Below are 22,592 nucleotides of genomic sequence, written 5' to 3'. Positions count from 1 at the left end.
GCCCGGCCTAGGATCGCCCCGTGACCGCCGACGCCCGCCTCGACTCCCTGCCGACTCCCGCCCTCGTCCTCGACGAGGCCGTCCTCGATCGCAACATCGCCGCGACGGCGGCCTCCGCCCACGCGCGGGGGCTGGCGCTGCGCCCGCACGCCAAGACCCACAAGTCGGTCGAGATCGCGCGGAGGCAGCTCGCCGCCGGCGCGGTCGGCCTCACCGTCGCGACGGTGTCGGAGGCGGAGGTGTTCGCCGCGGGCGGTGCGCGCGACCTCTTCATCGCCTACCCGCTCTGGCTCGACGCCGACCGCACCGCCCGCCTCCGCGGTGTGCTGGCGAGCGCGCGGGTGCGGGTCGGCGTCGACTCCGCCGAGTCGGCCGCCCGTCTCGCCGCCGCGATCCCGGAGGCGGAGCGCTCGGCTCTCGAGGTCGTCGTCGAGATCGACTCGGGGCACCACCGCAGCGGTGTCCTGCCCCTCGACGCCGGCGCCGTCGCTGCCGCGGCAGTGGCGGAGGGTCTCGACGTGGCCGGTGTCTTCACGTTCCCCGGCCACAGCTACGCCCTCGATCACCGGGAGTCCGCGGCGCGCGACGAGGCCGAGGCCCTCGCGGCCGCCGTCGACTCCCTCGCCCGCTCCGGCGTAGCCGCGCGGGTGGTGAGCGGCGGCTCGACCCCCTCCGCCGCCTTCGCCGACGCGGGAGTGCTGACCGAGCTGCGCCCGGGCGTCTCGTCCCTCGGCGACGCTCAGCAGTGGGAGATGGGCACGATCGGCCTCGAGTCGGTCGCCGTCACCGTGCTCACGACGATCGTCTCGCGCCGCCACGACCACCTCATCGCCGACGCGGGGAGCAAGGTGCTCTCCTCCGACCGCGGTGCCGCGTCGACCGGCTTCGGGAGGCTCCCCGCGTTCCCGGAGGCGCGCGTCACCGTGCTCTCGGAGCACCACGCGACGATCACCGGCGTCGACCTGTCCGTCGGCACCCGCGTGCGGATCGTGCCCAACCACGTCTGCACAGCGGTGAACCTCGCCGACGAGTACCGCGTGCTGCTCGCCGGCGGAGGCGTCGCCTCCTGGCCCGTCGACGCCCGCGGGCGCAACACTTGACGATCAGGCCGCGCGGCGCGGGATCGCGAGGCCGACGACGGCGGTGAGCCCGAGCAGCACGAAGGCCGAGGCGAACGCCGCGGTGGGGGAGGCCTGGTCGGCCAGCGCGCCCGCGAGCAGCGGTCCGATCACGCCACCCAGGTCGGAGGCGGCCTGGAACACCGACACGGGCCGACCGCCGCGCTCGCCGGCCGCGTCCCCGACGAGCGCGCCGGGCGCGGTCCCCATGAACGCGGCCGCCGCTCCGTAGACGCAGAGCAGCACGACGAGCAGCCACAGCTCGCCGACCAGCGGCATCGCCAGCATGGCGACCGCGGCGACCGCGAAGCCTCCGATCAGGGCGGGCCGCCGGCCGACCGTGTCGACGAAGCGCCCCGCGGGGGCGAGCGCGAGGGTCTGCACCACCGCGGCGATCGCGAAGGCGATGCCGGTCCAGGCCGGATCGCCGCCCAGCCCTTCGACGACGAGCACGGGCACCAGCGTCGCCCGCACCCCCATCGCCGACCAGCCCAGCGCGAAGTTGGCGAGCACCGCGCTCTGGTAGCGGCGATCGCGGGCGACCTCCCGGAGGGGCTTCGCCGTGACCGGAGCGGCCGCGTCCGCCGCCCGCTCGGGCCGGCGCAGCAGCACCAGGCCGACCACGCCGGCGACGGCCAGGGTGCCGGCGTAGAAGAAGAAGGGAGCGGTCAGCGAGATCGCGCTGAGCACGCCTCCGATCGCCGGCCCCGCCATGCCGCCGAGCAGGAAGCCGCCCTGGTAGAACCCGATCGCGCGTCCGCGCCGCTCCGGAGCGGCCGTGCGCAGCAGGAGCGTCATCGCGGCGACCGAGAACATCGCGGAGCCGACTCCGCCCGCCCCGCGCAGCAGCAGCAGGTGCGGGTAGTCGCCCGCGAGACCGACCAGCGCGCTCGACACCGCGACGATCCCGATGCCGGTCGCGAGCACCACGCGCTCGCCGAAGCGATCGACGAGCGGCCCGACGAACGGATTCGCGACCAGCCGCATCAGCGCGAACGCCGACACGACGGCGCCGACCTCGACGTAGCCGACGCCGAAGCTCCGCACGAACACGGGCAGCACCGGCACGACGACGCCGAAGCCGAGCATCACGAAGAACGCGACGATCCCGAGGACCTTCACCTCGCGGGGGAGTCGCTCCGCCGGGCCACGGGACTTCCACGGAGAACGCACCCATCGACGCTACCCCGTGCGGTGCGCTCGCCCCGTCGCACCGGAGCTGCGCATCCCGCGCCAGCGGTTCCTCTGAACCGCCACAGAGAATACCTTCGTCTCCTGTGAGCAATACTCACTATCAACTGAGTTCGAGAAGTCCGACTGATGCGGCTCGACTCGACGAAGAGGAATGAGGAATCCATGGACGGGATGAAGACACGCACGAGGAACGTGACGCGCTCGCTCGTTGTCTCCCTGCTCATCGCGCTCGGCGCAGCCGGAGGTGCCACGTCGGCATCTGCCGTTCCGAACACCGTGAACAAGATCTGCGCTTACGAGTACCAAGGCCGGTGCGTGAAGTGGTACACCGGAACGTCGACGTGCTACCACATCTACGAGACCAACCAGCCGGAGTATCGGAAGAAAGCCTGCGCAGTCTGGGCCGCGACGGGACACATGTACGTGGAAGGCTAGGTCTCTCGTGGCACTGATGAGGAGGACCGGAGCGGCACTGCTCACCGTTCCGGTGCTCCTCGTCAGCGGGTGTGCACTGCCCGGAGGCAAGCAGGACGAGTCACTCTGCGCTCCTCTAGAGGAGTCCTGGAACGCCTTCGCAGCAGACCCGACGATCGTCAATCGTTCGTCTTTCGAGGACGCTCTGGATTCCTTCGCCTACGACTCCTCCACTTCGACGTCGGCCGATGCGGCGCGGTTGGCCGAGCAGAACCTTCTCGACGGCCTCGCGGGCGACAGGACCACGAGCCGATACTTCTGGAACTCCCTCGATCTCGTCGCGGCCGAGTGCGCCGAGGTGGGTGAGGAGCTCTCCTTCGACCGGCACGGGGAGCCTCTCCAGACCATCGCAGGCAGCGGCGCAGGGGCGTGATCGGCGCCGATACGTCCACGCGGTGTCGGGCTCGACGCGGCTCGATGGGGGATCACCGCGTCCTCTCGACATCGATGACGGGCGCCTGGTCGTGCTCTGGGGTCAGGGGGTCATCGACGCGAGATCCACCGCCCGCCCTCGCGCGGTCAGTGCGCCGCGTAGAACTGCGCGAACGCCTCCGTCTCGTCGCTGTCGCCCCGGAAGACCGCGCCCTGGACGACGACGGTCGGCACCTGCTCGATCGCCGCGATCTCGTCGGTGACCGGCAGCGGTCCGGTGAGCGCCGACCGCGTCAGCTCGGTGACCCAGCCCTGCATCGAGGGGAGCTCGCGCCGCATCGCCTCCTCGTCGCCTCCGAGCAGTGCCGCCAGCGCGAGGAGCTCGTCGTCGCTCAGGCCGGGCGTGTTCTCATCGGGCTGATGGGCGAACAGCGCCTCGAAGTAGCCCTGCGCGTGCTCGGGAGTCGCCGCCGCTACCGCGATGAACGCGGCTGCGGCGCGAGTCGAGTACTGCGTACCCTGTGACAGCCGGTCGAGGACGGCGATCGGATGGATCCGGACTGTCGCCCTCCCGGCCTCCGCCTCGGCGAACAGGAGCGGCGCGGAGCCCTCCTCGAAGATCCTGCAGTAGGGGCAGAGCGGATCCACGTAGAGATCGACGATGCGCGCGCCGTCGCCGAACCGCACGAATCCGCCGTCGAAGTCGACCGCTCCCCGGGTGCCTGTCGGTCCGATCGTCGGACCGCTCGTCACCGCGACGGCCGAGGTCGGGGTGGGACCCGACGCGACCGGGACCGCGGGCGCTGCGGAGCACCCGGCCAGGGTCGCGAGGAGGAGAGCGGTCGGAAGGAACGCCGGACGTCGGCGGAGAAGAACGAGCATCCGACGACGATAGCGAGAAATGCTCGGGTCCGGTTCCCACGCAGCGCCGGATGTCCACCCGGGGTCTCGTGGAATGCCACGGGCTCGGAGGCGTTGTCGTCAACGATGACTTCCGCAGCAGAACAGCCCACTTCCTCCGCTCCGCACGCCCTCGTGGTCGGCGCCACCGGCATCGGAGGCTCCGCCCTCGTCGATCTGCTCACCGAGCGCGGCTGGCCCGTCACCGCCCTCTCGCGCCGGCCGATCGCCGAGCGGCCCGGCGTCACTCCGCTCTCGGCCGACCTGCGCTCGGCCGACGACCTCGCCCGCGTCCTCGCCGACGAGCAGCCGACGCACGTGTTCTTCACCGCGTGGTCGCGCCAGGCGACGGAGGAGGAGAACATCGCCGTCAACGGCGGCATGGTCCGCGATCTGCTCGCCGCGCTCTCGCACGCGCCGCTCGAGCACGTCGCACTCGTCACCGGGCTCAAGCACTACCTCGGCCCCTTCGAGGCCTACGGGCAGGGCGCGATGCCCGACACCCCGTTCCACGAGGAGGAGGCGCGGCTCGACGCGCCCAACTTCTACTACGCGCAGGAGGACGAGCTCTTCGCCGCCGCTGAGCGCGACGACTTCACCTGGTCGGTGCACCGCTCGCACACCGTGATCGGCCACGCCGTCGGCAACGCGATGAACATGGGGCTCACCCTCGCGGTCGCGGCATCGATCCACCGCGCGCAGGGCACCCCCTTCGTCTTCCCCGGCTCGCCCACGCAGTGGAACGGCCTGACCGACATGACCGACTCGACCGTCCTCGCCGAGCAGATGCTCTGGGCGGCGACGTCCGAGGCGGGCCGCGACCAGGCCTTCAACGTGGTCAACGGCGACGTCTTCCGCTGGCGCTGGATGTGGTCGCGGATCGCCGAGCACTTCGGGGTCGAGCCCGTCGGCCCGGGCGAGGAGCCGCAGCCGCTCGAGCAGCAGATGGCCGACGCGGGCGAGACCTGGCGGCGCCTGGTGCGCGAGCACGACCTCGTCGAGCCCGACCTCGAGCGCGTCGCCTCCTGGTGGCACACCGACGCCGACCTCGGCCGCCGCATCGAGGTCGTCACCGACATCAGCAAGTCGCGCCTGGCCGGGTTCACGGTGCACCACCGCACCGTCGACTCGTTCACGGCGCTGTTCGACCGCTACCGGGCGGAGCGGCTGATCCCGTAGCCCGCCGGGTTCCGGCCCCGATCGGTCGCCGAGCCGTCGCCGCTCGTACACCCGGGCGACACCCTGTGTCTCCCGGCGCTGCCTAGCGTCACGGCATGGCGGCGGCGGTGGAGACCAGGTGATCGAGCGGGTGGACCCGTTCCTCGGCACCGAGGCGACCCTCCTGCCGGAGCCGACGGGGCTCGCGGCGACCTGGTGGTCGCCCAAGCCGCAGATCGGCAACACGCATCCGGGTGCGACCTTCCCGCTCGGGATGGTCTCGGCGTGCTCCTACTCCGGGGCCTACCCCACCGGCTACGGCCGCTACGACCTGGCGCTCGAGGGAGTGCCGCCGACGATCCACGACGGCCTCGTCGCCTCGGGATTCACGCACTTCCAGCAGTCGGGCACCGGCGCGATCCGCAAGTACTACAACTACCTCCGCGTCACGCCGATGCTCGAGCCGCTGGACGAGCTCGGGCGCAGCTGGGAGCTCGAGGACGAGGTCGCCGAGCCGGGCTACTACGCCGCGACCCTCTCCTCGGGCATCCGCGCCGAGTTGACGGTCGGGCCCTCCTCGGTGGTGCACCGCTACACCTTCCCGGAGCACCGCAGCGCTCGCGTGGTCGTCGACCTCTCGCTGGGCGGCCTGGCGATCCCCTCCGGGGCGACCGTGCCCCTCCGCTCGCACCTGCACTCGATCTCGCCCGGCGTCGCCGCCGGTGAGGTCGTGATGGAGGGGGCACCGCTCGCCGTCCACCTCGAGTGCGACGCCCTGCCCTGGCGGCAGATGCTCTGGTACGACCGCCGGCTGATGCCCGGCGGCACCCGGCTCGACTTCGACCACATCCGCCCCACGACGCTCCGCCCGTTCGGCCTGATGTGGGCCGGCCCGAGCACGGCCGGCCAGACCGTCGAGCTGCGGATGGGCTTCTCGCTGCGCGGCACCGACCGCGCCCGCGAGAACCTGCACCGCGACGTGCCGCCGACCGGCACCGGCTTCGACCAGCGCCGCGACCGCACCCGCAAGACGTGGCGCAAGCGCCTGCGCGCGGTCGCGGTCGACACCCCGTCGCCCGAGCGTGAGACCGTGTTCGCGACGGCGCTCTACCACTCGCTGATCAAGCCGTGCCTGGCCCCCGACGAGAGCCCGTTCTGGCCGAGCGACGGCCCGTTCGTCTTCGACATCAGCACGATGTGGGACATCTACCGCACTCAGCTGCCGCTGCTCACCGCGCTCGTCCCCGACCGCGCGGTCGAGATCGGAGCCGCGCTGCTCACCATCTGCGAGGAGGAGGGCAACTTCCCGATCGGCTACCGGATGGCCAAGGGCAGCGACCGCTTCTCGCGCCAGGGCAGCGCGCTCGCGCACACGTTCCTCGCCGATCTCTGCCGCCTCGGGCTGCCCGGCATCGACTGGGAGGCGGCGCTCGTGCACATGAGCGAGGACCTCAAGCGCACCTACGGCGAGGAGTTCCTCGCGGTGGGGGAGGCGCACCCGATCAGCCACACCCTCGACCTCGCGCACGGCTACTGGTGCACGGCGGTCGTCGCCCGCCATGTAGGCGATCGCCTGCTCGCCGAGCAGCTCGAGGAGCGGGCGGCCCAGTGGGTCAACGCCTACGACCTCCGCTCGGGACTCCTGAAGGACTCGACCTACTACGAGGGAACGCGCCACAACTACTCGTTCCGGCTGCTGCACGACATGGCCGGCCGCATCGCGCTGAGCGGAGGCGACGACGCCTTCGTCGCCCAGCTCGACGAGTTCTTCGGCTACGGCGCCGAGCCGGTCGTGCAGCCCGGCCTCCGCCCCGACCGCGCCGAGATGCTCGCCGGGGCGGCTCTCGGCCGTTTCGAGGGGCTGAACAACGAGCCCGACATGGAGGCGCCCTGGGCGTACCACTACGCGGGCCGCCCCGATCGCACGGCCGAGATCGTGCACGGCGTCGTGCACCAGCGCTTCGGCACGGGGCGCGGCGGGCTGCCCGGCAACGACGACTCCGGAGGGCTGAGCTCCTGGTACGTCTGGGCGAGCCTCGGGCTGTTCCCCGTCGCCGGCCAGGGGCAGCTGCTGGTCAACGCGCCCGCCTTCGCGCGGGCCTCGCTCGCGGTCGGCGGCGCCGACTTCGAGATCCGGACGACCGGATTCGTCGAGCCCGTGCCCGGCGGACCCGTCCAGTACGTCCAGTCGGCCGAGCTCAACGGCGCCCCGCTCGAGGCGAGTGCGATCAGCGCCGCCGAGCTGCACCGCGGCGGCGAGCTGACGCTCCACCTCGGCGACGAACCCGTCGGCTGGGGGAGCGAGGCGGCCCACCGGCCGCCCTCGTTCCCGCTCCGCTGACGCGCAGCGCCACTGCACTGCGGTACCACCGAACCTCGACACCACTGCACCCCGACCACCGATCATCCCCGAAGGAGCCCCATGGACCAGAGCACGCACGCCCACACCGTGCAGAACAGACTCGTCATCGTGGTCCGCGCCGATCCGGTGATCTGCGGGCACTCGGTCGAGGCCCGCAACCTCGCCGAGACCGCCCGCGAGCGCGGCTTCGACGAGGTGCGCATCGTCACCTGGCCGATCGAGCGGCTCCAGGCCGCGGGCCTCCCGCTCAAGCCGCTGGACGCGGTGCTGCCCTACAGCGACGGCATCATCGTCGAGCGTCCCGAGCCGGTCGGCGACTACAAGGTGCCCGACGGCCGCTTCCTGGCCGGCATGGTCGGCCGCCTCGTCGAGCTCTTCACCGACGGCGTCCCCACCGTCTGCCTGTCGCTCTACCTCAGCCCGCACACCATCGCGGTGTCGGATGCGCTGCGCGCGGCCTGGAGCACGGGACTCCCCGTCGACGTCACCACGGTCGCCGAGGCGGTCGGCTCTGACGTCACGAACGTCGTCCGGCGCGCCGTCGAGGAGGGGCGCCTGGGCGCCGCCGCCCACATCTTCGCGTCGTACCTCTCGCAGGACCACTGCGTCGCCGTCTCGGAGTACACCCGCGACCTGATCGTCGAGGAGGCGGAGCGCATCGACGCCGCCCACGGCACCCGCTTCGCCGAGCAGTGCCGCGCCAGAATCGAGATCTCCTACCCGGCCATCGACTCCGACGCCTACACCCACCTCGACCCCGGAGTGGTCGACGAGGTCGTCCGCGCCCGCGGGCTCCGCACCGACGGCTACGTGCTCTTCCTCTCGCGCCTCACCGAGGCGAAGGGCGTCGAGGACCTCATCGGCGGCTTCGAGCGCAGCCGCGTCCATTCCGACCACGAGCTCGTCATCGCGGGCAGGGGCCCGCAGGAGGCGGAGCTGCGGCGTCTCGCGGCCGCGTCGCCGCTGGCGCACCGCATCCGCTTCCTCGACGACGTCGGCGACGCCGAGAAGCCCTACCTGATGGCCGGCTGCTCCGCATTCGTGCTGCCGAGCAAGCCGCGGCCGGAGTTCGTCGAGACCTTCGGCATCGCCCTCGCCGAGAAGATGCTGGCGGGAGGCGGCCCCGTCATCACGACGCTCACCGGCGGCATCGGCGAGGCCATCGGCGAGCACGCCTTCATCACGCCGGTCGACGACCCCGGCACGATCGCGTCACTGCTCGACCACGTCGTCCTCGACCTGTCGGCGGAGGAGCGGGCGCACCGCGCGCTCGCCGCCCGCGAGTACGCGCTGCAGTTCGACCGCCGCACCGTGTTCGACCGCCTCTTCGCGCGGATCCCGCGCCCGGTGCGCGCCGAGCACGCCCTCTGAGGGCGGGAGTCGTCCGCGATCAGGCGAGGGGCGACGACTCCGGCGCGGCCTGGGCGAGCAGCCACAGGCGGTGCCGGACGAAGCGGAGGGTGAAGCTGCGGCGCTCGCCTCCGTCGACGCGCTCGGCGAGCACTCGGATGCCGAGGACGGCGATCACCCGCCAGTGCTCGAATCCGTCGGACACGACGGCGGTGAACACCTCGCCGGGGACGACCTCGCGCGCCGCTGCACCACCGCCCGCGTCGGTGACGATCTGCGGTTCGCTGGACGTGTCGATGGTCATCGCGCCGACTCCTGAGGGTGGCGGACCTCGCGGTGGGGCTTCGGGGCCCCGGTCGTGTCCGCCCGCCGGATGCGAGAGGGGATCCCGGCATCCGGCGGTCGGTCATGAGTGCGGCCCGGGGGACGAGCCCGCCGAAACGTCCCAGCGCCGCCCTCGAAGTGTAGGGCCGGTGGATCGAGGCTGGCGCGAAATGTCAAGCACTTGCGAGCAAGTTCATATCTGCTGGATCTCGGCCGCGACCGGGCGGAGACGACACGAAGCCCGCCTCCGCTGCGGGAGACGGGCTTCGGGCGGGGCCGACTGCTCGATCGGGAGCCGTCCGGCTCGAGCGGGTCAGGCCGCGGTGTCGGAGCGGCGCATCGGCACGGCACCGGCGCTGGCGGGCTCGGCCACGATTCGCAGGCCGGTGCCGCTGTTGGCGCGCTCCATCAGGGCCTCGACCCACTCGGGGTTGATCGTGGGCTGGCGGCTGCCCTTGAACTCGAACTGGATCGGGATGGTGGGGTGCATCCAGACGCCGCGGCGGCCGGTGCCGGCCTGGGGGCTCGCGTCGAGGGTCAGCAGGAAGCGCTCGTCGCGCCGGAACTTGTTGATGATGACGATCTGGAGGTGGGCGAGCGCCCTGTCCTCGACCTCGATGGCGGCGGGAGGGGTGCCGTACAGGATGGTGCCCATGGTCTTCTCCGATCAGACGAGTGGGTGGTGCGGGACCACTGTATCGCTAGACAGGCTTTCTACTAGTCAAGCTAGTTATCGCTCGTCGGAGAATGACGGAAGTCGCGGCCGTCGACGGCCGGATCGGCCGAGACGACGCTCGCGCACGACGAGGATCAGGCCCGGCGGCGCTGGAACTCGAGGTCGACCAGGTCCGGCTCGGAGTCGTCCGCCGCCGTGTCCGGGACCTCGGCCTCGCCCTGTGCGGGCTTCTCGACGATGTCGCGCATCGTCTCGAGGAAGCGGATCACCGTGATGGCCTCGGCTCCCGAGAGCCGTGCCGCCGCCTCGAGCATCCGGCGGTGCATCTCATCGAGGGTCTCGCGGACCTCGCGGTGCGAGGTCGGGGTCGCCACGATCCGGATCGCGCGTCGATCGCTCGGGTGCGGCTGCCGCTCCACGTGCCCGCTCTTGACGAGGCGGTCGATCAGGACGGTCGTGGAAGCAGAGGAGATGCCGAGGTAGGCGGCCAGGTCCTTCGGGCTGACGTGCTGCCCCGACTGCTGGCGGCGCATGAGGAACTGCACGGCGAGCAGGTCGTTCTCGCCCATGCCCATCGACCCGCGGGTGCGGCGGCGCATGGCGGTCTCGGCGGTGCGGAACGCGCGCATCGCGGCCAGGACCTCGACGGCACCGGGCTCGCTCGTCGCTCCGGGGTACCAGAAGGCCCCGGATCGATTCGTCGAGGCCTCGTCCATGCGCATCAGTTTAGACAGACGTGTAGCAAGAGCGTCTAGTTATGCACAACCCTGCCGTTCTGCTTGCGGAGGGAGGGTGCGCGCGGTACAACTCGAGTAGCTAGTTAGACAAGCTAGCGATTTACCCACCCCGCACCGACAAGGAGGACAGCGATGCTCGCCGCCGCGGACCTCGTCGACCACCTCCTCGGTGCGACCCTCGCCGACCGCTACCTCCTGCTCGAGCGCATCGGGGAGGGCGGCAGCGGAGTCGTCTACCGGGCCCGCGACCTGCGCCTGGCCCGTGGTGTCGCGGTCAAGGTGCACCGCTCGGCCGCGGGAACCCCGAACGAGCGCGCCCGCCGCGAGCGCGAGACGCGCCTCCTGATCGACTCGCGCCACCCGGCGATCGTCGAGGTGCTCGACCAGGGCGAGGTCGGCGAGTCGTCCTTCCTCGTGCTGGAGTACTTCGACTCGGCCGACCCCGCAGCCCAGTGGTTCGTCTCGGCCGACGAGCGCGTCGTCGCCGAGGTCGGCGCGCAGGTCGCCGACGCGCTGGCCCACCTGCACGAGCAGGGCGTGATCCACCGCGACGTGAAGCCCGACAACGTGCTCGTGCGCTCCCGTCCGGTCCCCTCGGCGACGGCCCTCCGCGAGGCGAAGCTGAGCGACTTCGGCATCGCCCGGTCGCTCGACGACGCGCGGCTGACCCGCTCCGATCTCCTGGTGGGCACCGCGGCGTACCTCAGCCCCGAGAGCCTGGGGTCCGGAGCCGTCGGCCCCGCCTCCGACGTCTACTCGCTCGGCCTGGTGCTGCTCGAAGCACTGTCGGGCACCCGTGCCTACAGCGGCACGACCCTCGAGATCTCTCTCCAGCGGATGCACCACTCCCCGGTTATCCCCGCGTCGGTGCCCGAGCGCTGGCGCTCACTCCTCGCGGCGATGACGGCTCTCGACCCCGCCGACCGCCCCGCCGCGCGCGAGGTGGCCCGTCGGCTCTGGGCCCAGGTGCACGGGCGGCCGGCCATCGAGGAGGCGCCCGTGCGGACCGGTCCGCACGCCGCCGTCGCCAGCGCGCTGGCGCTCATCGCCGCGGCGGTCTCGACGATCGCGTTGATCGGCCGTCCCGCCTGAGAGATCTCGCAGGAGGCGTCGAGCCGGGCTGACTACTCTCTCGAGCGTCCCTCGACCGACCCCGACCGTCCGCTGCCGCGGACCTCGAACGGAGCCGATCCCATGAGCCCGCGCCGCCTCTTCAGGATTCTGTCGATCGTCGAGGCGGTGACGTGGACCCTCCTGATCGCGGGCATGCTGCTGAAGTACGTGGCCGACGTCGGCGACTGGCCGGTGAGCGTGGCGGGGCCGATCCACGGTTTCGCGTTCCTGGCGTACGGAGCCGCTGCCCTCGTGCTCGCGGTGAACCAGCGCTGGTCGGCGGGTGCGACGCTCCTCGCAGTGGCGAGTGCCGTCGTCCCCTACGCGACGGTGCCGCTCGAGCGCGGCTTCGAGCGTCGCGGGCTCCTCGAGGGCCCGTGGCGGCGCGAGGCGGGCTCCGACCCGCGCGACCGGGGGATCCTCAGCCGGGTGCTCCGCTGGGCGCTGGGCCGGCCGGTGCTCGCGGGGGTGCTGGTGCTGGCCGCGGTGGCCGCGGTGTTCGCGGCGCTGCTGGTCGTCGGTCCTCCCGGGGGCGGCGAGGCGTGAGCTGGACGGGGACGCGTCTCGATCCTCGCTGATCGAGCAGCCCGCTCAGCGGGCGTATCCAGCGGCGAAGCCGCGATGCGTCTCATTCGAGCGGGGAGGGAGAAGTCGGCGCCCGTCTCCCTCCATGCTGGTCGAGTAGCCCCGCAGGGACGTACCGAGACCCGCCAGCGTCGACAGATCAGCATTCTGACCTGGACTTCTGACGCTGTTGGTTCTCGATACGCCGCCTCCGGCGGCTGCTCGACCAGCATGCCGGTGACGAGCACAGGATCTTCCTCGCCAGTGCTCCGCTACGCCGTCTCGACGTCGATCAGGATCCCGGCGGCCCGGCGCGCGTGCAGCGCCGACTCGGGGGTGCCGGCGATCGCGGCGGTCGTCTGCGCGCCCTCGGCGAGGATCGCGAGCTGCGCCGCGAGCTCGGCGCCGCCGCCCGCCTCCTCGGCGAGCGTGGCGAGGAACTGCTGGAACGACTCCTTGTGATCGCGGGCGAGGCGGGCGACCGCGGGGTTCGAGGAGCCGAGCTCACCGAAGGCGTTGATGAAGCCGCAGCCCCGGAAGGAGTCCTCGGAGAACCAGTCGAAGAGGAAGTCGTAGATGGCGAGGAGCTTCTCGCGAGCGCCCGACTCGGAGTCGACGCGCGCCGTGACTCCGCGGGTCCACTGCTCGTGGCGGCCCTCGAGCACGGCGACGACGACCGCCTCCTTGCTCGGGAACTCCGAGTAGAGGCGCTTGAGCGAGACGCCCGCGGCCGTGCGCAGCTCGTCCATGCCGACCGACTGGATGCCGCGCTCGTAGTAGAGCCGATCGGCGGCGGCGAGGATCGCCTCGCGCGGGGCGAGCTCGAGGGTGGAGGACATCCCCCCATGGTAGGCGCTCAGGGAACGGGCGTTCTCGGGCGGGCTCGGGGGAGGGGCTGCCGTGTCGGACGTCGCTGCTAGCGTCGGCCGCATCAGCGAGAGGTGGAGCGCATGGTCATGGCGATGCAGGCGGACGACTTCGGAGGACCCTCGGCCCTCCGTCCGGTCGAGATCGACCCGGGAGAGCCGGGCCCCGGCCGGGTGCGGCTGCGGGTGCGCGCGGCCGGTGTGAACCCCTCCGACGCGAAGATGCTGGCGGGTGTCTTCGGGGGACGCACGCCCGTGCGGCTCGGCGGCGAGGTCTCGGGAGTGGTCACGGCCGTGGGGCCGGAGGCGGTCGGTCCGCTGGGTGCGGTGGCCGTGGGCGACGAGGTCGTCGGCTTCCGGGTCTCGGGCGGCTTCGCAGAGGAGATCGTCGTGCCCGCGGGCTCCGTGCTGCCCAAGCCGGCGGGGCTCGGCTGGAAGGCGGCGGCGGGCCTCCTGCTCACCGGGACGACCGCGGTGCACCTGCTCGAGGCCACCCGTGTCGCGGAGGGGGACACGGTGCTGGTGCACGGCGCGAGCGGAGCCGTCGGGTCGCTGCTCGTGCAACTGGCGCGCGCCCGCGGTGCCCGGGTCGTCGGGACGGCGGGGGAGCGGGGCGAGGCGGTCGTCCGCCGCTTCGGCGGCGAGCCGGTCCGCTACGGGCCGGGGCTCGAGGAGCGGGTCCGCGCGCTCGCGCCGAGCGGCATCGACGTCGCCCTCGACGCGGCCGGCACCGACGAGGCACTCGACGTGTCGGTGGCGGTCGTCGCCGACCGCTCGCGCATCGCCACGGTCGCGGGCTTCGAGCACGCGGCTCGGCTCGGCGGCATCCTCCTGCTCGGCGGCGGCGACGGAGCCGACCCCGGCACCGAGATCCGGATGGCGGCTCGCGCGCCGCTGCTCGACAGCGCCGGCCGCGGCGAGCTCGAGGTGGTCCTCGGCCGATCGTTCCCGCTGCGCGAGGCGGCGGAGGCGCTCGAGTTCGTCGCCTCCGGTCGCGCGGGCGGCAAGGTGGTGCTTCTCCCCTGACTTCCCCCACCGCGACCGTGCTCGACCTGGAGGCGAACGGCCCGTTCGACCGCGTCGGGGCGGCGAGCCTCCTCCGCGCGCACTCCCTGCCGGGCGTCGACCGGATCGCCGCTGACGGTGGGCGGCTCGAGCGCCTCCTGATGGTACATGGGGCGCCGCAGCCGATCGCGCTCGAGCTCACCGACACGGGAGTCCGCGTCGAGGCCGCCGCCGAGGTCGCGCCCGCCGTTGTCCGGCTCGTGCGTGCCTGGTTCGACCTCGACTCCGACATCGTCTCGATCGGCCGGGCGCTGTCCCGCGACCCGGTCCTCGCCCCGATGATCGCCGCGCGACCCGGGCTCCGCGCGACGCGGTACCCCGCGGCGTTCGAGGCCGCCGTGATGGCCGTGCTCGGTCAGCAGGTGTCCGTCGCCGCCGCCCGCACCTTCGGCGCTCGGGCGGTCGCGGCCTTCGGCGACGCGGGGGTCGGCGGGCTCGGAGCCTTCCCGAGCCCCGAGGCCCTCCTCGCGCCCGATCCCGAGGCGCTGCGCTCGGCGATCGGAGTCACGCGGGCTCGCGCGGCCACGGTGCGGGCGGTGGCCGAGGCCTTCGCGAGCGGTCTCGACCTCGACCCCGGCGGCGACCCTGTCGAGCAGCGCCGCCTCCTGCTCGCCATCCCCGGGATCGGGCCGTGGACGGCCGACTACCTGCGGCTGCGCCTCCTGGGCGATCCCGACGCGTTCCCGGCCGGCGACCTCGTCCTCCGCCGCGCGCTCGGCGGCATCGGCACCGCGGCGGCCGAGGCGGCCTCGCAGCCGTGGCGCCCGCACCGGGCGCACGCCGCCTTCTGGCTCTGGGCGTCGACCGGAGTGGTCTAGCTGAGGTACTCGACGTCGTCGTACACCAGAGGCGAGTCGTCCGCGTCCGGGTCCTCCACGGGGACCTCCTCGTGCTCGAGGATCACCGCGACGCCCGGGGACACCAGCACGCACACCTCGTGTCCGCCGGCGATCATGAAGTTCACCATGTCGCCGTGCGCGCGCACCGCCTCGATCAGGCGCTTCTCGAGCGCCTCCGCGTCGGCGTCGACAGCCAGGAGGAAGCGGCGCCCGTCGACGCTCAGGACGGTGCGCCGGGTGGTCTCCTGGGGAGCGTCGCCGACGCCCGATCCCGAGGTGACCGCCTTCACGCGCAGCGAGGACGTGCGCATCCGGATGACGGCGTTCATCAGGTGCCCGGCCGGGACTCGTGATGGCGGCGACCGCTCGTGCGGCGGTCCTCCTTCATCTCCGACTCGAAGACGTGCCGTCGGCCCTCGGCCAGGCTGTCCCGAGCGGCCTTCTCGTGCTCGCGGAAGGAGCGGTAGTAGTTGTCGTCGTAGTCCTCGACGATCTGGAACGTCCAGCGTCCCTCGATGACGTTGCGTCCGACGAGGTCGGCCTCGAGGGAGTCGGCGATCTCGTCGTGCCCGGCGTCCCGGAAGGCCTGCACCGCGTCGCCGAGCGCGAGGTCGGCGGATCCGGTCAGCCGGTGGAATCCGTAGAGGAGGCCTCGAGCGTGCTCGACGGTCTCGAGCGCCTCCGACAGCTTCCCGAGCGCCGCCACCGTGGCGCTGTCGAGACCGTCCGGACGCAGGTGCGCGGAATCGGGTCTGTCCGGTGAGCGAGTCATCTTCGTGAGCTTAGGCCGACCTCACTTCCAGGGAACCCCCCTTGCGCCGACGCCGCCGAGGGGTGGCGGCTCGCGTCGGTGCGTCCTCAGGAGGGGGTGGTCGGGCGCGGAGGGAGGCGGACGAGTCGCACCTCGTGCAGGGCGCCTCCGTCGGCCGTCGCCGTCAGGAAGGTGCAGGCGGGCTGACGACGGCGGTCCGTCGGCGAGCCCGGATTGAGCAGTCTCATGCCGCGCGGCGAGACCGTGTCCCAGGGGATGTGGCTGTGCCCGAAGACCAGCAGATCGGTGTCGGGATGCGCCGCGTCGGCCCGCGCCTCCCGACCGGCCGCGGCTCCGGTCTCGTGGACGACTCCGATGCGCAGGCCGCCGATCACGGCGTGCGCCACCTCCGGCAGCCGAGCCCTGAGGCCCGCGGGATCGTTGTTGCCCCACACCGCGAGCAGGTGCCGCGACCGCGCCTCGAGCAAATCGAGGGTGGCCTCGTCGACCCAGTCGCCCGCGTGCACGACGAGGTCCGCCGCGTCGACGGCACGCCAGACCTCCTCGGGGAGCGCCTTCGCCCGCTTCGGCAGATGGGTGTCGGCGAGCAGCAGCAGTCTCACCGGGCCGGCCAGCTCGAGCGGCACTAGTGCGCGGGGCCGGGCGTCGGCTCCACGCCGCCGTCGGCACCGGGCTCCTCGGCGGTCGCCGAGTCGCCCAGCCGGGCGTCGAGCGCGTCGAGCGCGGGCACGAACCAGAGGTGGTCGCCCCGGTTCGACTCGACGACGAAGTCGTGCAGCGCGCTCGAGGTCGACACCTGCTCGGTGATGTCGCCGACGATCACGAGGCGCTTGCGGTAGTTGACGAGCTTCTGCACGAACTCGCCGGCGATGCCGGAGCGGAGCCGGAAGAACTCGGGGTCGAGGCGTCCGACGGGCACGACGATCGTCTCGACGTCGCCGCCGTAGGTCTCGGCCACGAGGGCGAGCGCGTCCTCGGAGGTGGACAGTGCGGCGCCCTCCTCGTCGACGAGGAGGAGGGGGACGCCCTGGCGGGTCTCGGTTCGCATCTCCTCAGCCAACCACGTCACTCCGGGAGCCGCTCAGCCGCCCGCGCGGAACGAGCGCAGGCGGAGGCTGTTCAGCACGACGAACACGCTCGAGAACGCCATCGCGGCGCCGGCCACCAGCGGGCCGAGCAGCCCCGCCATCGCGAGGGGGATCGCCGCGACGTTGTAGGCGAAGGCCCAGAAGAGGTTGCCGCGGATGACGCCGAGCGTCCGGCGGCCGAGCCTCAGCGCGTCGGGCACTCGCGAGAGTTCGTCGCCGACCAGCGTGATGTCGCTCGCCTCGATGGCGGCGTCCGAGCCGGCGCCCATCGCGATGCCCACGTCGGCCGCGGCGAGCGCCGCCGCGTCGTTCACGCCGTCGCCGACGAAGGCGACGCTGCGTCCCTCCGCCCGCAGGCCCTCGATCACGGCGAGCTTGCCCTCGGGCAGCACCTCGGCGATGACCTCGTCGATGCCGACGGCCGACGCGACGGAGGCCGCCGCACGGGAGTCGTCGCCGGTGAGCACGAGCACGCGGAGTCCTCGCCGGCGCAGCGCCGTCACGGTCGTCGAGGCGTCGGGGCGGGGCTGGTCGCGCAGCACCGCGATGCCGCGCAGCTCGCCCTCCCAGCCGACTCCGACCACGGTGCCGCCCGACTCGAACGCTCGGTCGGCCTCGGCCGAGAGGGGCCCGGAGGCGTAGCCCCACTGCTCCTCGAGCCAGCGCAGCCGACCGGCGACGACCAGACGCCCGCCCACCTTCGCGCGCACGCCGAACCCGGTGCTCGACCGGAAGCCGGTCGCCTCGGGGACGTCGAGCCCCCTGGCTTCTGCGCCGCGGACGATCGCGGCGGCGAGCGGATGCTCCGAGCCGCGTTCGACGGCGGCCAGCATGAGCAGCGCCTCGTCGTCGACGCCCGGGTCGAGCTCGAAGGCGCCGGTCGTGAGGGTGCCGGTCTTGTCGAAGACGACGGTGTCGACGCGGCGGCTGCTCTCGAGCACCTCGGGACCGCGGATCAGGATGCCCAGCTGCGATCCGCGACCGGTCCCGACCAGCACCGCAGTCGGAGTCGCGAGCCCGAGCGCGCACGGGCACGCCACCACGAGGACGGCGACGGCGGGCGAGACGGCGGCGGCGAGATCGGCGCCCGAGAGGAGCCACCCCGCCAGGGTCCCGAGAGCGAGCACGACGACGACCGGTACGAAGACGGAGGAGACCCGGTCGGCCAGCCGCTGCACGCGGGCCTTGCCGGCCTGCGCCTGCGAGACCAGGCGGCCCATCCGCGCGAGCGTGGTCTCGGAGCCGATCCGCTCGACCCGGACGGTCAGCACGCCGTGCGCGTTGAGCACACCGCCCGTGACGGAGGAGCCCGGACCCACCTCGACCGGCACGCTCTCGCCGGTGAGGAGGCTCGCGTCGACGGCGCTCGCTCCCTCGAGCACGGTGCCGTCGGCGGCCACGACCTCGCCGGGACGTACGCGGAGCAGGTCGCCGACGGCGAGGTAGGCGGCGGGCACCCGCTCCTCGACGCCGTCGGCCGTGAGGCGGGCGGCGTCCTTCGCGCCGAGGCGGAGCAGTGCCCGCAGCGCAGCACCGGCGTCGCGCTTGGAGCGGGCCTCGAGGTAGCGGCCGGCGAGCACGAGGACGGGCACCGCGGCCGCGACCTCGAGGTAGATCTCGTCGTGACCCGAGCGGGAGCCGAGCGGCAACTCGAACGGCATGCTCATGCCCGTCCGGCCCGCATCGCCGAGGAACAGGGCGTACAGCGACCAGAGGAAGGCGGCAGCGACCCCGAGGCTGATCAGGGTGTCCATGGTGGTCGACCCGTGGCGGGCGGCCCGCCAGGCGTTCCGGTGGAACGGCCAGGCCCCCCAGACCGCGACCGGCGCGGCGAGGGTGAGGCAGAGCCACTGCCAGTTCGCGAACTGCAGCGGAGGGATCATCGAGAGCACGACGACCGGAGCGGCCAGCAGGGCCGAGACCAGGAGTCGCGTGCGGAGGGTGCGGCGCTCGTCGTCCTCGGGGTCGTCCCCGGCCTCGGCGCGGGGAGCGCTCGCGGACGGCACCGTCGCCGTGTACCCCGCGGCCTCGACCGCGGCGATCGCGTCGGCCGGGGTGGTTCCGTCGGGCAGCGTCAGCGTCGCGCGCTCGAGGGCCAGGTTGACGCTCGCCGTCACTCCGGGGAGCGCGTCGAGCCTCCGCTCGACCCTCGCGACGCAGGAGGCGCAGGTCATGCCCCCGATGTCGAGCTCGAGGGTCGTGTCGGCCATCAGGCCAGGGGAGCGAGCCGGTAGCCGGCGTCGGCGATCGCGCCTGCGATCTCCTCGCGGCCGAGCGGTCGGGACGAGCCGACGGTCACCCGCGAGACGCCGTCGGGGGCGAGTGAGACGTCGACGCTGTCGACCTCGGGGTAGGCGGCGAGCTCCTCCGTGACGCTGCGGACGCAGTGCTCGCAGGTCATGCCCGCGACGCCGAAGCTGACGGAGGAGGGGCTCTGCGCGGTGCTGCCGTCGTGGGCCGCGTGGGCCGAGGATCCGTGGCCGCCGCAGGCGCAGGCGCCGCCCGAGCCGCAGCCGTCGGCGGCGGTGTCCTTGGCGGCGGTGTCCTTGGCGGTGAGGCCGAGATCGAGGCGCGCGATGCCCATGTGCTTCTCCTTGCCTGGGTTCGGGGGTGGTGGTGGATACCCCCGGGGGGTACCTCCATCCTAGGTCGGGGCGGCGCTCCCGGCAAGGCGGGAGGCGGAGGGGCGAGAATCAGGAGCAGGCACGCCATCGCCCATCGCCCATCGACAGGAGCCGGGACATGACCGCAGCCCCGCCGCCGCACTGGGGAGTCCCGTCGGCGCCCACAGGTCCGCGGGTCCCGATCCCTCCGCGCGCGCGCTTCGAGCCGACCGCGCTCCTGACCTCGGCCGCGCAGGCGCGACGGCTGCGCGCCGCGGTCGGGTCGAAGCTGAGCCAGGCGAGCCCCGAGCGGCAGCGTCGCCTGGCCGAGCTCGCCGAGATCGGCGAGGGCTTCGTGGTGCTCCGCGCCCTCGAGCTCGACCGCACCCTCCAGCGCATCACCGCGCCCGCCGCCTCCGCCACGAGCCGGGGAGCCGTGGTCGTCACCCTCGGCGCAGGTGGGCCGGCGCTCGCCGCCGAGCGCGCCGACTCCCTCGCCATCGCGGAGTGGAGCGACGTCGCGGGAGTCGAGGTCGGCACGGTCGCCCACGGCGCGCACCGCGTCCGCGCCGCCGTGCTGTCGGTGCTGGCGCCGCCGGCGCCCGTCGGCGAGGGCTTCCGCGGTCTGGCGCGCGCCTCGCTCGTCGCGCGCCGCCGCCGGAGCGTGCTCGTCCCCTTCGTCGTCGCCTCCCCGGGCCGGTTCGGCTGGACCGTCGCCGACGACCGGACGTTCCTGTTCGCCCTCGACCGGCTCCGGCGAGCGCACGAGGAGGGCGCGCGGTGAGGGCGCGGCTGCCCTTCGTGCTCGCTGCCGCCGCCGCGCTGGGGCTCGGGCTCGCCCTGCGCTTCCTGCTCACCGGGCTCCTCGCCGATGTCGCGGGCGGCGTCCTCTACGTCGTGCTCGTCGCGCTGCTGGTGTGCGTGCTGCTGCCGCGGGTCCCGGCCGTCACGGCGGCGGGCATCGCGCTCGCCTGGTCGATCGCGATGGAGCAGCTGCAGGCGATCGGAGCCGCGGCGCGCCTCGTCGAGCTGTGGTCGCCGCTGGCGCTCGTGGTCGGCAGCACCTTCTCGTGGCTCGACATCGCGGCGTACGTGCTCGGCGCGGTCGTGGCGGCGGCGGTGCTGTTCGCGGTGCGGCCGCGGGGCGTCGAGGAGGCGCCCGCGCCGCGCACGTAGGGTGGCCCCATGGATGAGGCACCCGGCCCAGCGGCCCGCGCCGACACGGCGGGCGCCGACACCGGCGGCGTGCCCACCCTCCGGCGCGACGTGCTCCGCCGTCCGCGCGACCGCCGGCGCGATCGCCGTGTGCCCGAGCCGGTCGACCGCTTCTCGACCGGCGAGGAGTTCCCCGAGTACCGCGTCGACCTCGAGCGCATCCGCTTCTCCCCGTACTTCGCCCGGCTCTCGGCGGTGACGCAGGTCATCTCGCCGAGCGGAGTCGGCCAGGTCGTGCACAACCGCCTCACCCACTCGATCAAGGTGACCGCCGTCGCCCGCGCGATCGCCATGCAGCTCACCACCACCGACCCGGCCCAGCGCGAGCTGGTCGAGCGGCTCGGAGGCTGCGACCCGGTGGTCGTGCAGGCCGCGGCCAGCGCGCACGACCTCGGTCACCCTCCGTTCGGCCACCTCGGCGAGCAGGCGCTCGACCGCCTCGCCCGCGAGAAGCTCGGGCTCGAGGAGGGCTTCGAGGGCAACGCGCAGTCGTTCCGCATCCTCTCCGAGCTCGACGTCTGCGAGACGGTGGAGGCTGGCCTCAACCTCACCGCCGCCTCCCGGGCCGCGGTGCTCAAGTACCCGTGGGGGCGCGTGGTCTGCCGCCCCGGCATCGACTCCACCGACCCGACCGAGCTGCCGCGCGGCTCGACCGCCAGCCGCTGGGAGACCGCTCCGCCCAAGTTCTCGGCCTACACGCTCGACCTCGACGACCTGCTCGACGCGCGCGCGGGCTTCGAGGCGATCGCTCCGTGGCAGCAGACGCTCGAGTGCTCGGTGATGGACGTCGCCGACGACATCGCCTACTCGCTGCACGACCTCGACGACTTCTACCGGGCGGGCGTGCTGCAGCAGGCTGCGGTCGCGGTGGAGTTCCGGGCGTTCCTCCGCGAGCAGAACGCGCTGGCCGCGCTCGACGCCGGTGAGCTGTGGGCGCGAGCGCCCGGGCACTCCCTCGAGATGCTGCGGCGGAGGCTGGTCGCCCGCGACCCGTGGATCGCCGGCGACGAGCTGTTCCGCGCCTCCGTCGAGCGCGTGTCGACCGAGCTGGTGGAGGGGCTGCTCGCCGTGCCGTTCGACGGCTCGACCCGCACCGAGCGGGCTATCGAGTCCTTCGTGTCCTCCTGGATCGGGCGGCTGCAGCGCTCCGTGCTGGTGCTCGCCGACCCGAACGTGCGCTCGGGGCACGTGTCGCTCCTCCCGGACGCGTGGCACGACGTGGCGGTGCTGAAGTTCGTGCACACCCGCTTCGTGATCGACCGCCCCGACTTCGCGACCTACCAGCGCGGGCAGTCGCAGGTGCTCGAGACACTCGTCACCCACCTCGACGACTGGCTGGCCGACCCGCGCGACAACGCCCGCGCCCCGCAGAAGCTGCTCGATCTGATCGAGCTGGCGACCGACGGCTACTTCCGCCTGCGCGCCGACCGGCCGGAGTGGCTTCCGGCGGGGGAGCGCGGCCGTCCGCGCGCCGACCCGCAGTCGCTCGAGCGCCTGGGCCGCGCCCGCGGCATCGTCGACTACGTCGCCACGCTCACCGACGAGCAGGCGATGGCGCTCGCCGCGCGCCTCCGCGGCGACCGCGAGCCGTGGGCGATGGGCACCTGACGGCTCGTCGCCGAACGTCGGATGCCGCCTCGGCGCACCTCCGGCTCGCGGAATCCGGTTCGGCTCGCAGGATCCGACGATTCCGACGAGCCGAACGTGTTTCCACGAGCCGAGGATCGCCTGCCGGGGCGCCGGCGCGGCAGGTGCTCCTCGGCCGGGGCTGCGGACTCCGGAGTCACCGGCGACTCCCGCGC

The 22,592-nt window shown here is 73.2% G+C and carries 25 protein-coding genes; 13 read left to right on the top strand and 12 right to left on the bottom strand.

The annotated features are described in order from the left end of the window. The first annotated feature begins 20 nt into the window (after positions 1–20). Positions 21–1,100, top strand: a complete 1,080-nt coding sequence (locus tag GRS92_RS06840; protein WP_204162050.1) for an alanine racemase — start codon at positions 21–23, stop codon at positions 1,098–1,100. A 3-nt stretch (positions 1,101–1,103) separates the two neighbouring features. Here GRS92_RS06840 and GRS92_RS06835 read toward each other — a convergent pair whose 3' ends face one another. Beyond that, positions 1,104–2,291: an MFS transporter gene (locus GRS92_RS06835; RefSeq protein WP_235021855.1), complete on the bottom strand. Its 1,188-nt coding sequence runs from the start codon at positions 2,289–2,291 to the stop codon at positions 1,104–1,106. Between the two features lie 147 nt (positions 2,292–2,438). Between GRS92_RS06835 and GRS92_RS06830 the strand changes: the two genes are divergently transcribed. Then, positions 2,439–2,747: a hypothetical protein gene (locus tag GRS92_RS06830; RefSeq protein WP_159854553.1), complete on the top strand. Its 309-nt coding sequence runs from the start codon at positions 2,439–2,441 to the stop codon at positions 2,745–2,747. Between the two features lie 16 nt (positions 2,748–2,763). Next, positions 2,764–3,159, top strand: coding sequence for a hypothetical protein (locus GRS92_RS06825; RefSeq protein ID WP_159854551.1), 396 nt, complete (start codon positions 2,764–2,766; stop codon positions 3,157–3,159). A gap of 146 nt (positions 3,160–3,305) precedes the next feature. Here the strand turns inward: GRS92_RS06825 and GRS92_RS06820 are convergent, their stop codons facing one another. Beyond that, on the bottom strand, positions 3,306–4,040 hold the full coding sequence (locus GRS92_RS06820) for a DsbA family protein (RefSeq protein WP_159854550.1): 735 nt from the start codon (positions 4,038–4,040) through the stop codon (positions 3,306–3,308). Between the two features lie 105 nt (positions 4,041–4,145). Between GRS92_RS06820 and GRS92_RS06815 the strand changes: the two genes are divergently transcribed. The 3 genes from GRS92_RS06815 (at position 4,146) to GRS92_RS06805 (ending at position 8,949) form a co-directional block, all read left to right on the top strand. Continuing rightward, a complete protein-coding gene (locus GRS92_RS06815; RefSeq protein WP_159854548.1) occupies positions 4,146–5,237 on the top strand; it encodes an SDR family oxidoreductase in 1,092 nt (363 codons plus the stop codon). Positions 5,238–5,355: 118 nt separating this feature from the next. Beyond that, positions 5,356–7,557: a glycoside hydrolase domain-containing protein gene (locus GRS92_RS06810; RefSeq protein ID WP_159854546.1), complete on the top strand. Its 2,202-nt coding sequence runs from the start codon at positions 5,356–5,358 to the stop codon at positions 7,555–7,557. 81 nt (positions 7,558–7,638) lie between these two features. After that, positions 7,639–8,949, top strand: a complete 1,311-nt coding sequence (locus GRS92_RS06805) for a glycosyltransferase family 4 protein (RefSeq protein WP_159854544.1) — start codon at positions 7,639–7,641, stop codon at positions 8,947–8,949. A gap of 19 nt (positions 8,950–8,968) precedes the next feature. Here GRS92_RS06805 and GRS92_RS06800 read toward each other — a convergent pair whose 3' ends face one another. From GRS92_RS06800 to GRS92_RS06790, 3 genes are all read right to left on the bottom strand, one after another. Then, complete coding sequence (locus GRS92_RS06800; RefSeq protein WP_159854542.1) at positions 8,969–9,232, bottom strand: hypothetical protein; 264 nt, start codon at positions 9,230–9,232, stop codon at positions 8,969–8,971. A 333-nt stretch (positions 9,233–9,565) separates the two neighbouring features. Continuing rightward, positions 9,566–9,907: a DUF7882 family protein gene (locus GRS92_RS06795; protein ID WP_159854540.1), complete on the bottom strand. Its 342-nt coding sequence runs from the start codon at positions 9,905–9,907 to the stop codon at positions 9,566–9,568. 155 nt (positions 9,908–10,062) lie between these two features. After that, entirely contained in the window at positions 10,063–10,644 is a 582-nt protein-coding gene (locus GRS92_RS06790) for a MarR family winged helix-turn-helix transcriptional regulator (protein ID WP_159854538.1), read from the bottom strand. 153 nt (positions 10,645–10,797) lie between these two features. Here GRS92_RS06790 and GRS92_RS06785 point away from each other — a divergent pair, with 153 nt between their 5' ends. Both GRS92_RS06785 and GRS92_RS06780 read left to right on the top strand, forming a co-directional pair. Next, complete coding sequence (locus GRS92_RS06785; RefSeq protein WP_159854536.1) at positions 10,798–11,757, top strand: serine/threonine-protein kinase; 960 nt, start codon at positions 10,798–10,800, stop codon at positions 11,755–11,757. A 102-nt stretch (positions 11,758–11,859) separates the two neighbouring features. Beyond that, the gene (locus GRS92_RS06780) at positions 11,860–12,324 is read left to right on the top strand and encodes a DUF3817 domain-containing protein (protein ID WP_159854534.1); all 465 of its coding nucleotides are present in this window, start codon (positions 11,860–11,862) and stop codon (positions 12,322–12,324) included. Positions 12,325–12,614: 290 nt separating this feature from the next. Here GRS92_RS06780 and GRS92_RS06775 read toward each other — a convergent pair whose 3' ends face one another. After that, entirely contained in the window at positions 12,615–13,181 is a 567-nt protein-coding gene (locus tag GRS92_RS06775) for a TetR/AcrR family transcriptional regulator (protein WP_159854532.1), read from the bottom strand. A gap of 111 nt (positions 13,182–13,292) precedes the next feature. Between GRS92_RS06775 and GRS92_RS06770 the strand changes: the two genes are divergently transcribed. Then, positions 13,293–14,234, top strand: a complete 942-nt coding sequence (locus GRS92_RS06770; protein ID WP_159854530.1) for a quinone oxidoreductase family protein — start codon at positions 13,293–13,295, stop codon at positions 14,232–14,234. Between the two features lie 17 nt (positions 14,235–14,251). Beyond that, entirely contained in the window at positions 14,252–15,091 is an 840-nt protein-coding gene (locus GRS92_RS06765) for a DNA-3-methyladenine glycosylase family protein (protein WP_204162051.1), read from the top strand. Here GRS92_RS06765 and GRS92_RS06760 read toward each other — a convergent pair. From GRS92_RS06760 to GRS92_RS06735, 6 genes are all read right to left on the bottom strand, one after another. Further along, entirely contained in the window at positions 15,088–15,441 is a 354-nt protein-coding gene (locus GRS92_RS06760) for a hypothetical protein (RefSeq protein WP_159854528.1), read from the bottom strand. The genes GRS92_RS06765 and GRS92_RS06760 overlap by 4 nt on opposite strands. After that, positions 15,441–15,884: a hypothetical protein gene (locus GRS92_RS06755; protein ID WP_159854526.1), complete on the bottom strand. Its 444-nt coding sequence runs from the start codon at positions 15,882–15,884 to the stop codon at positions 15,441–15,443. The genes GRS92_RS06760 and GRS92_RS06755 overlap by 1 nt, the downstream gene beginning before the upstream one ends. An 86-nt stretch (positions 15,885–15,970) precedes the next feature. Further along, positions 15,971–16,486, bottom strand: a complete 516-nt coding sequence (locus tag GRS92_RS06750; protein WP_159854524.1) for a metallophosphoesterase family protein — start codon at positions 16,484–16,486, stop codon at positions 15,971–15,973. A gap of 23 nt (positions 16,487–16,509) precedes the next feature. Beyond that, the gene (locus tag GRS92_RS06745; RefSeq protein ID WP_159854522.1) at positions 16,510–16,932 is read right to left on the bottom strand and encodes a DUF4180 domain-containing protein; all 423 of its coding nucleotides are present in this window, start codon (positions 16,930–16,932) and stop codon (positions 16,510–16,512) included. A gap of 33 nt (positions 16,933–16,965) precedes the next feature. Next, the gene (locus GRS92_RS06740; protein ID WP_159854520.1) at positions 16,966–19,182 is read right to left on the bottom strand and encodes a heavy metal translocating P-type ATPase; all 2,217 of its coding nucleotides are present in this window, start codon (positions 19,180–19,182) and stop codon (positions 16,966–16,968) included. Continuing rightward, positions 19,182–19,556, bottom strand: a complete 375-nt coding sequence (locus tag GRS92_RS06735) for a heavy-metal-associated domain-containing protein (protein WP_159854518.1) — start codon at positions 19,554–19,556, stop codon at positions 19,182–19,184. Before GRS92_RS06735 ends, GRS92_RS06740 begins: the two co-directional genes overlap by 1 nt. 158 nt (positions 19,557–19,714) lie before the next feature. Here GRS92_RS06735 and GRS92_RS06730 point away from each other — a divergent pair, with 158 nt between their 5' ends. The 3 genes from GRS92_RS06730 to GRS92_RS06720 are packed head-to-tail and all read left to right on the top strand — an operon-like array spanning position 19,715 to position 22,398. Next, positions 19,715–20,359 carry a hypothetical protein gene (locus GRS92_RS06730; RefSeq protein WP_159854516.1) on the top strand — a complete coding sequence of 215 codons (645 nt, stop codon included), beginning with the start codon at positions 19,715–19,717 and terminating at the stop codon, positions 20,357–20,359. Further along, positions 20,356–20,751, top strand: coding sequence for a DUF2809 domain-containing protein (locus GRS92_RS06725; RefSeq protein ID WP_159854514.1), 396 nt, complete (start codon positions 20,356–20,358; stop codon positions 20,749–20,751). The genes GRS92_RS06730 and GRS92_RS06725 overlap by 4 nt, the downstream gene beginning before the upstream one ends. A 9-nt stretch (positions 20,752–20,760) precedes the next feature. Beyond that, positions 20,761–22,398: a deoxyguanosinetriphosphate triphosphohydrolase family protein gene (locus GRS92_RS06720; protein WP_159854512.1), complete on the top strand. Its 1,638-nt coding sequence runs from the start codon at positions 20,761–20,763 to the stop codon at positions 22,396–22,398. Positions 22,399–22,592 lie beyond the last annotated feature (194 nt).

Source organism: Rathayibacter sp. VKM Ac-2754, assembly GCF_009807095.1.
GTDB lineage: Bacteria > Actinomycetota > Actinomycetes > Actinomycetales > Microbacteriaceae > Rathayibacter.
Note: the sequence above shows the minus strand (reverse complement) of the source record. Positions and strands in the feature narration are given on the sequence as shown.

Coding starts and splice junctions, on each gene's coding strand:
- GRS92_RS06830 (WP_159854553.1), top strand. CDS start 2,439: ATGCGGCTCGACTCGACGAAGAGGAATGAGGAATCCATGGACGGGATG.
- GRS92_RS06825 (WP_159854551.1), top strand. CDS start 2,764: ATGAGGAGGACCGGAGCGGCACTGCTCACCGTTCCGGTGCTCCTCGTC.
- GRS92_RS06820 (WP_159854550.1), bottom strand. CDS start 4,040: ATGCTCGTTCTTCTCCGCCGACGTCCGGCGTTCCTTCCGACCGCTCTC.
- GRS92_RS06815 (WP_159854548.1), top strand. CDS start 4,146: ATGACTTCCGCAGCAGAACAGCCCACTTCCTCCGCTCCGCACGCCCTC.
- GRS92_RS06805 (WP_159854544.1), top strand. CDS start 7,639: ATGGACCAGAGCACGCACGCCCACACCGTGCAGAACAGACTCGTCATC.
- GRS92_RS06800 (WP_159854542.1), bottom strand. CDS start 9,232: ATGACCATCGACACGTCCAGCGAACCGCAGATCGTCACCGACGCGGGC.
- GRS92_RS06795 (WP_159854540.1), bottom strand. CDS start 9,907: ATGGGCACCATCCTGTACGGCACCCCTCCCGCCGCCATCGAGGTCGAG.
- GRS92_RS06790 (WP_159854538.1), bottom strand. CDS start 10,644: ATGGACGAGGCCTCGACGAATCGATCCGGGGCCTTCTGGTACCCCGGA.
- GRS92_RS06785 (WP_159854536.1), top strand. CDS start 10,798: ATGCTCGCCGCCGCGGACCTCGTCGACCACCTCCTCGGTGCGACCCTC.
- GRS92_RS06780 (WP_159854534.1), top strand. CDS start 11,860: ATGAGCCCGCGCCGCCTCTTCAGGATTCTGTCGATCGTCGAGGCGGTG.
- GRS92_RS06775 (WP_159854532.1), bottom strand. CDS start 13,181: ATGTCCTCCACCCTCGAGCTCGCCCCGCGCGAGGCGATCCTCGCCGCC.
- GRS92_RS06770 (WP_159854530.1), top strand. CDS start 13,293: ATGGTCATGGCGATGCAGGCGGACGACTTCGGAGGACCCTCGGCCCTC.
- GRS92_RS06760 (WP_159854528.1), bottom strand. CDS start 15,441: ATGAACGCCGTCATCCGGATGCGCACGTCCTCGCTGCGCGTGAAGGCG.
- GRS92_RS06755 (WP_159854526.1), bottom strand. CDS start 15,884: ATGACTCGCTCACCGGACAGACCCGATTCCGCGCACCTGCGTCCGGAC.
- GRS92_RS06745 (WP_159854522.1), bottom strand. CDS start 16,932: ATGCGAACCGAGACCCGCCAGGGCGTCCCCCTCCTCCTCGTCGACGAG.
- GRS92_RS06740 (WP_159854520.1), bottom strand. CDS start 19,182: ATGGCCGACACGACCCTCGAGCTCGACATCGGGGGCATGACCTGCGCC.
- GRS92_RS06735 (WP_159854518.1), bottom strand. CDS start 19,556: ATGGGCATCGCGCGCCTCGATCTCGGCCTCACCGCCAAGGACACCGCC.
- GRS92_RS06730 (WP_159854516.1), top strand. CDS start 19,715: ATGACCGCAGCCCCGCCGCCGCACTGGGGAGTCCCGTCGGCGCCCACA.
- GRS92_RS06720 (WP_159854512.1), top strand. CDS start 20,761: ATGGATGAGGCACCCGGCCCAGCGGCCCGCGCCGACACGGCGGGCGCC.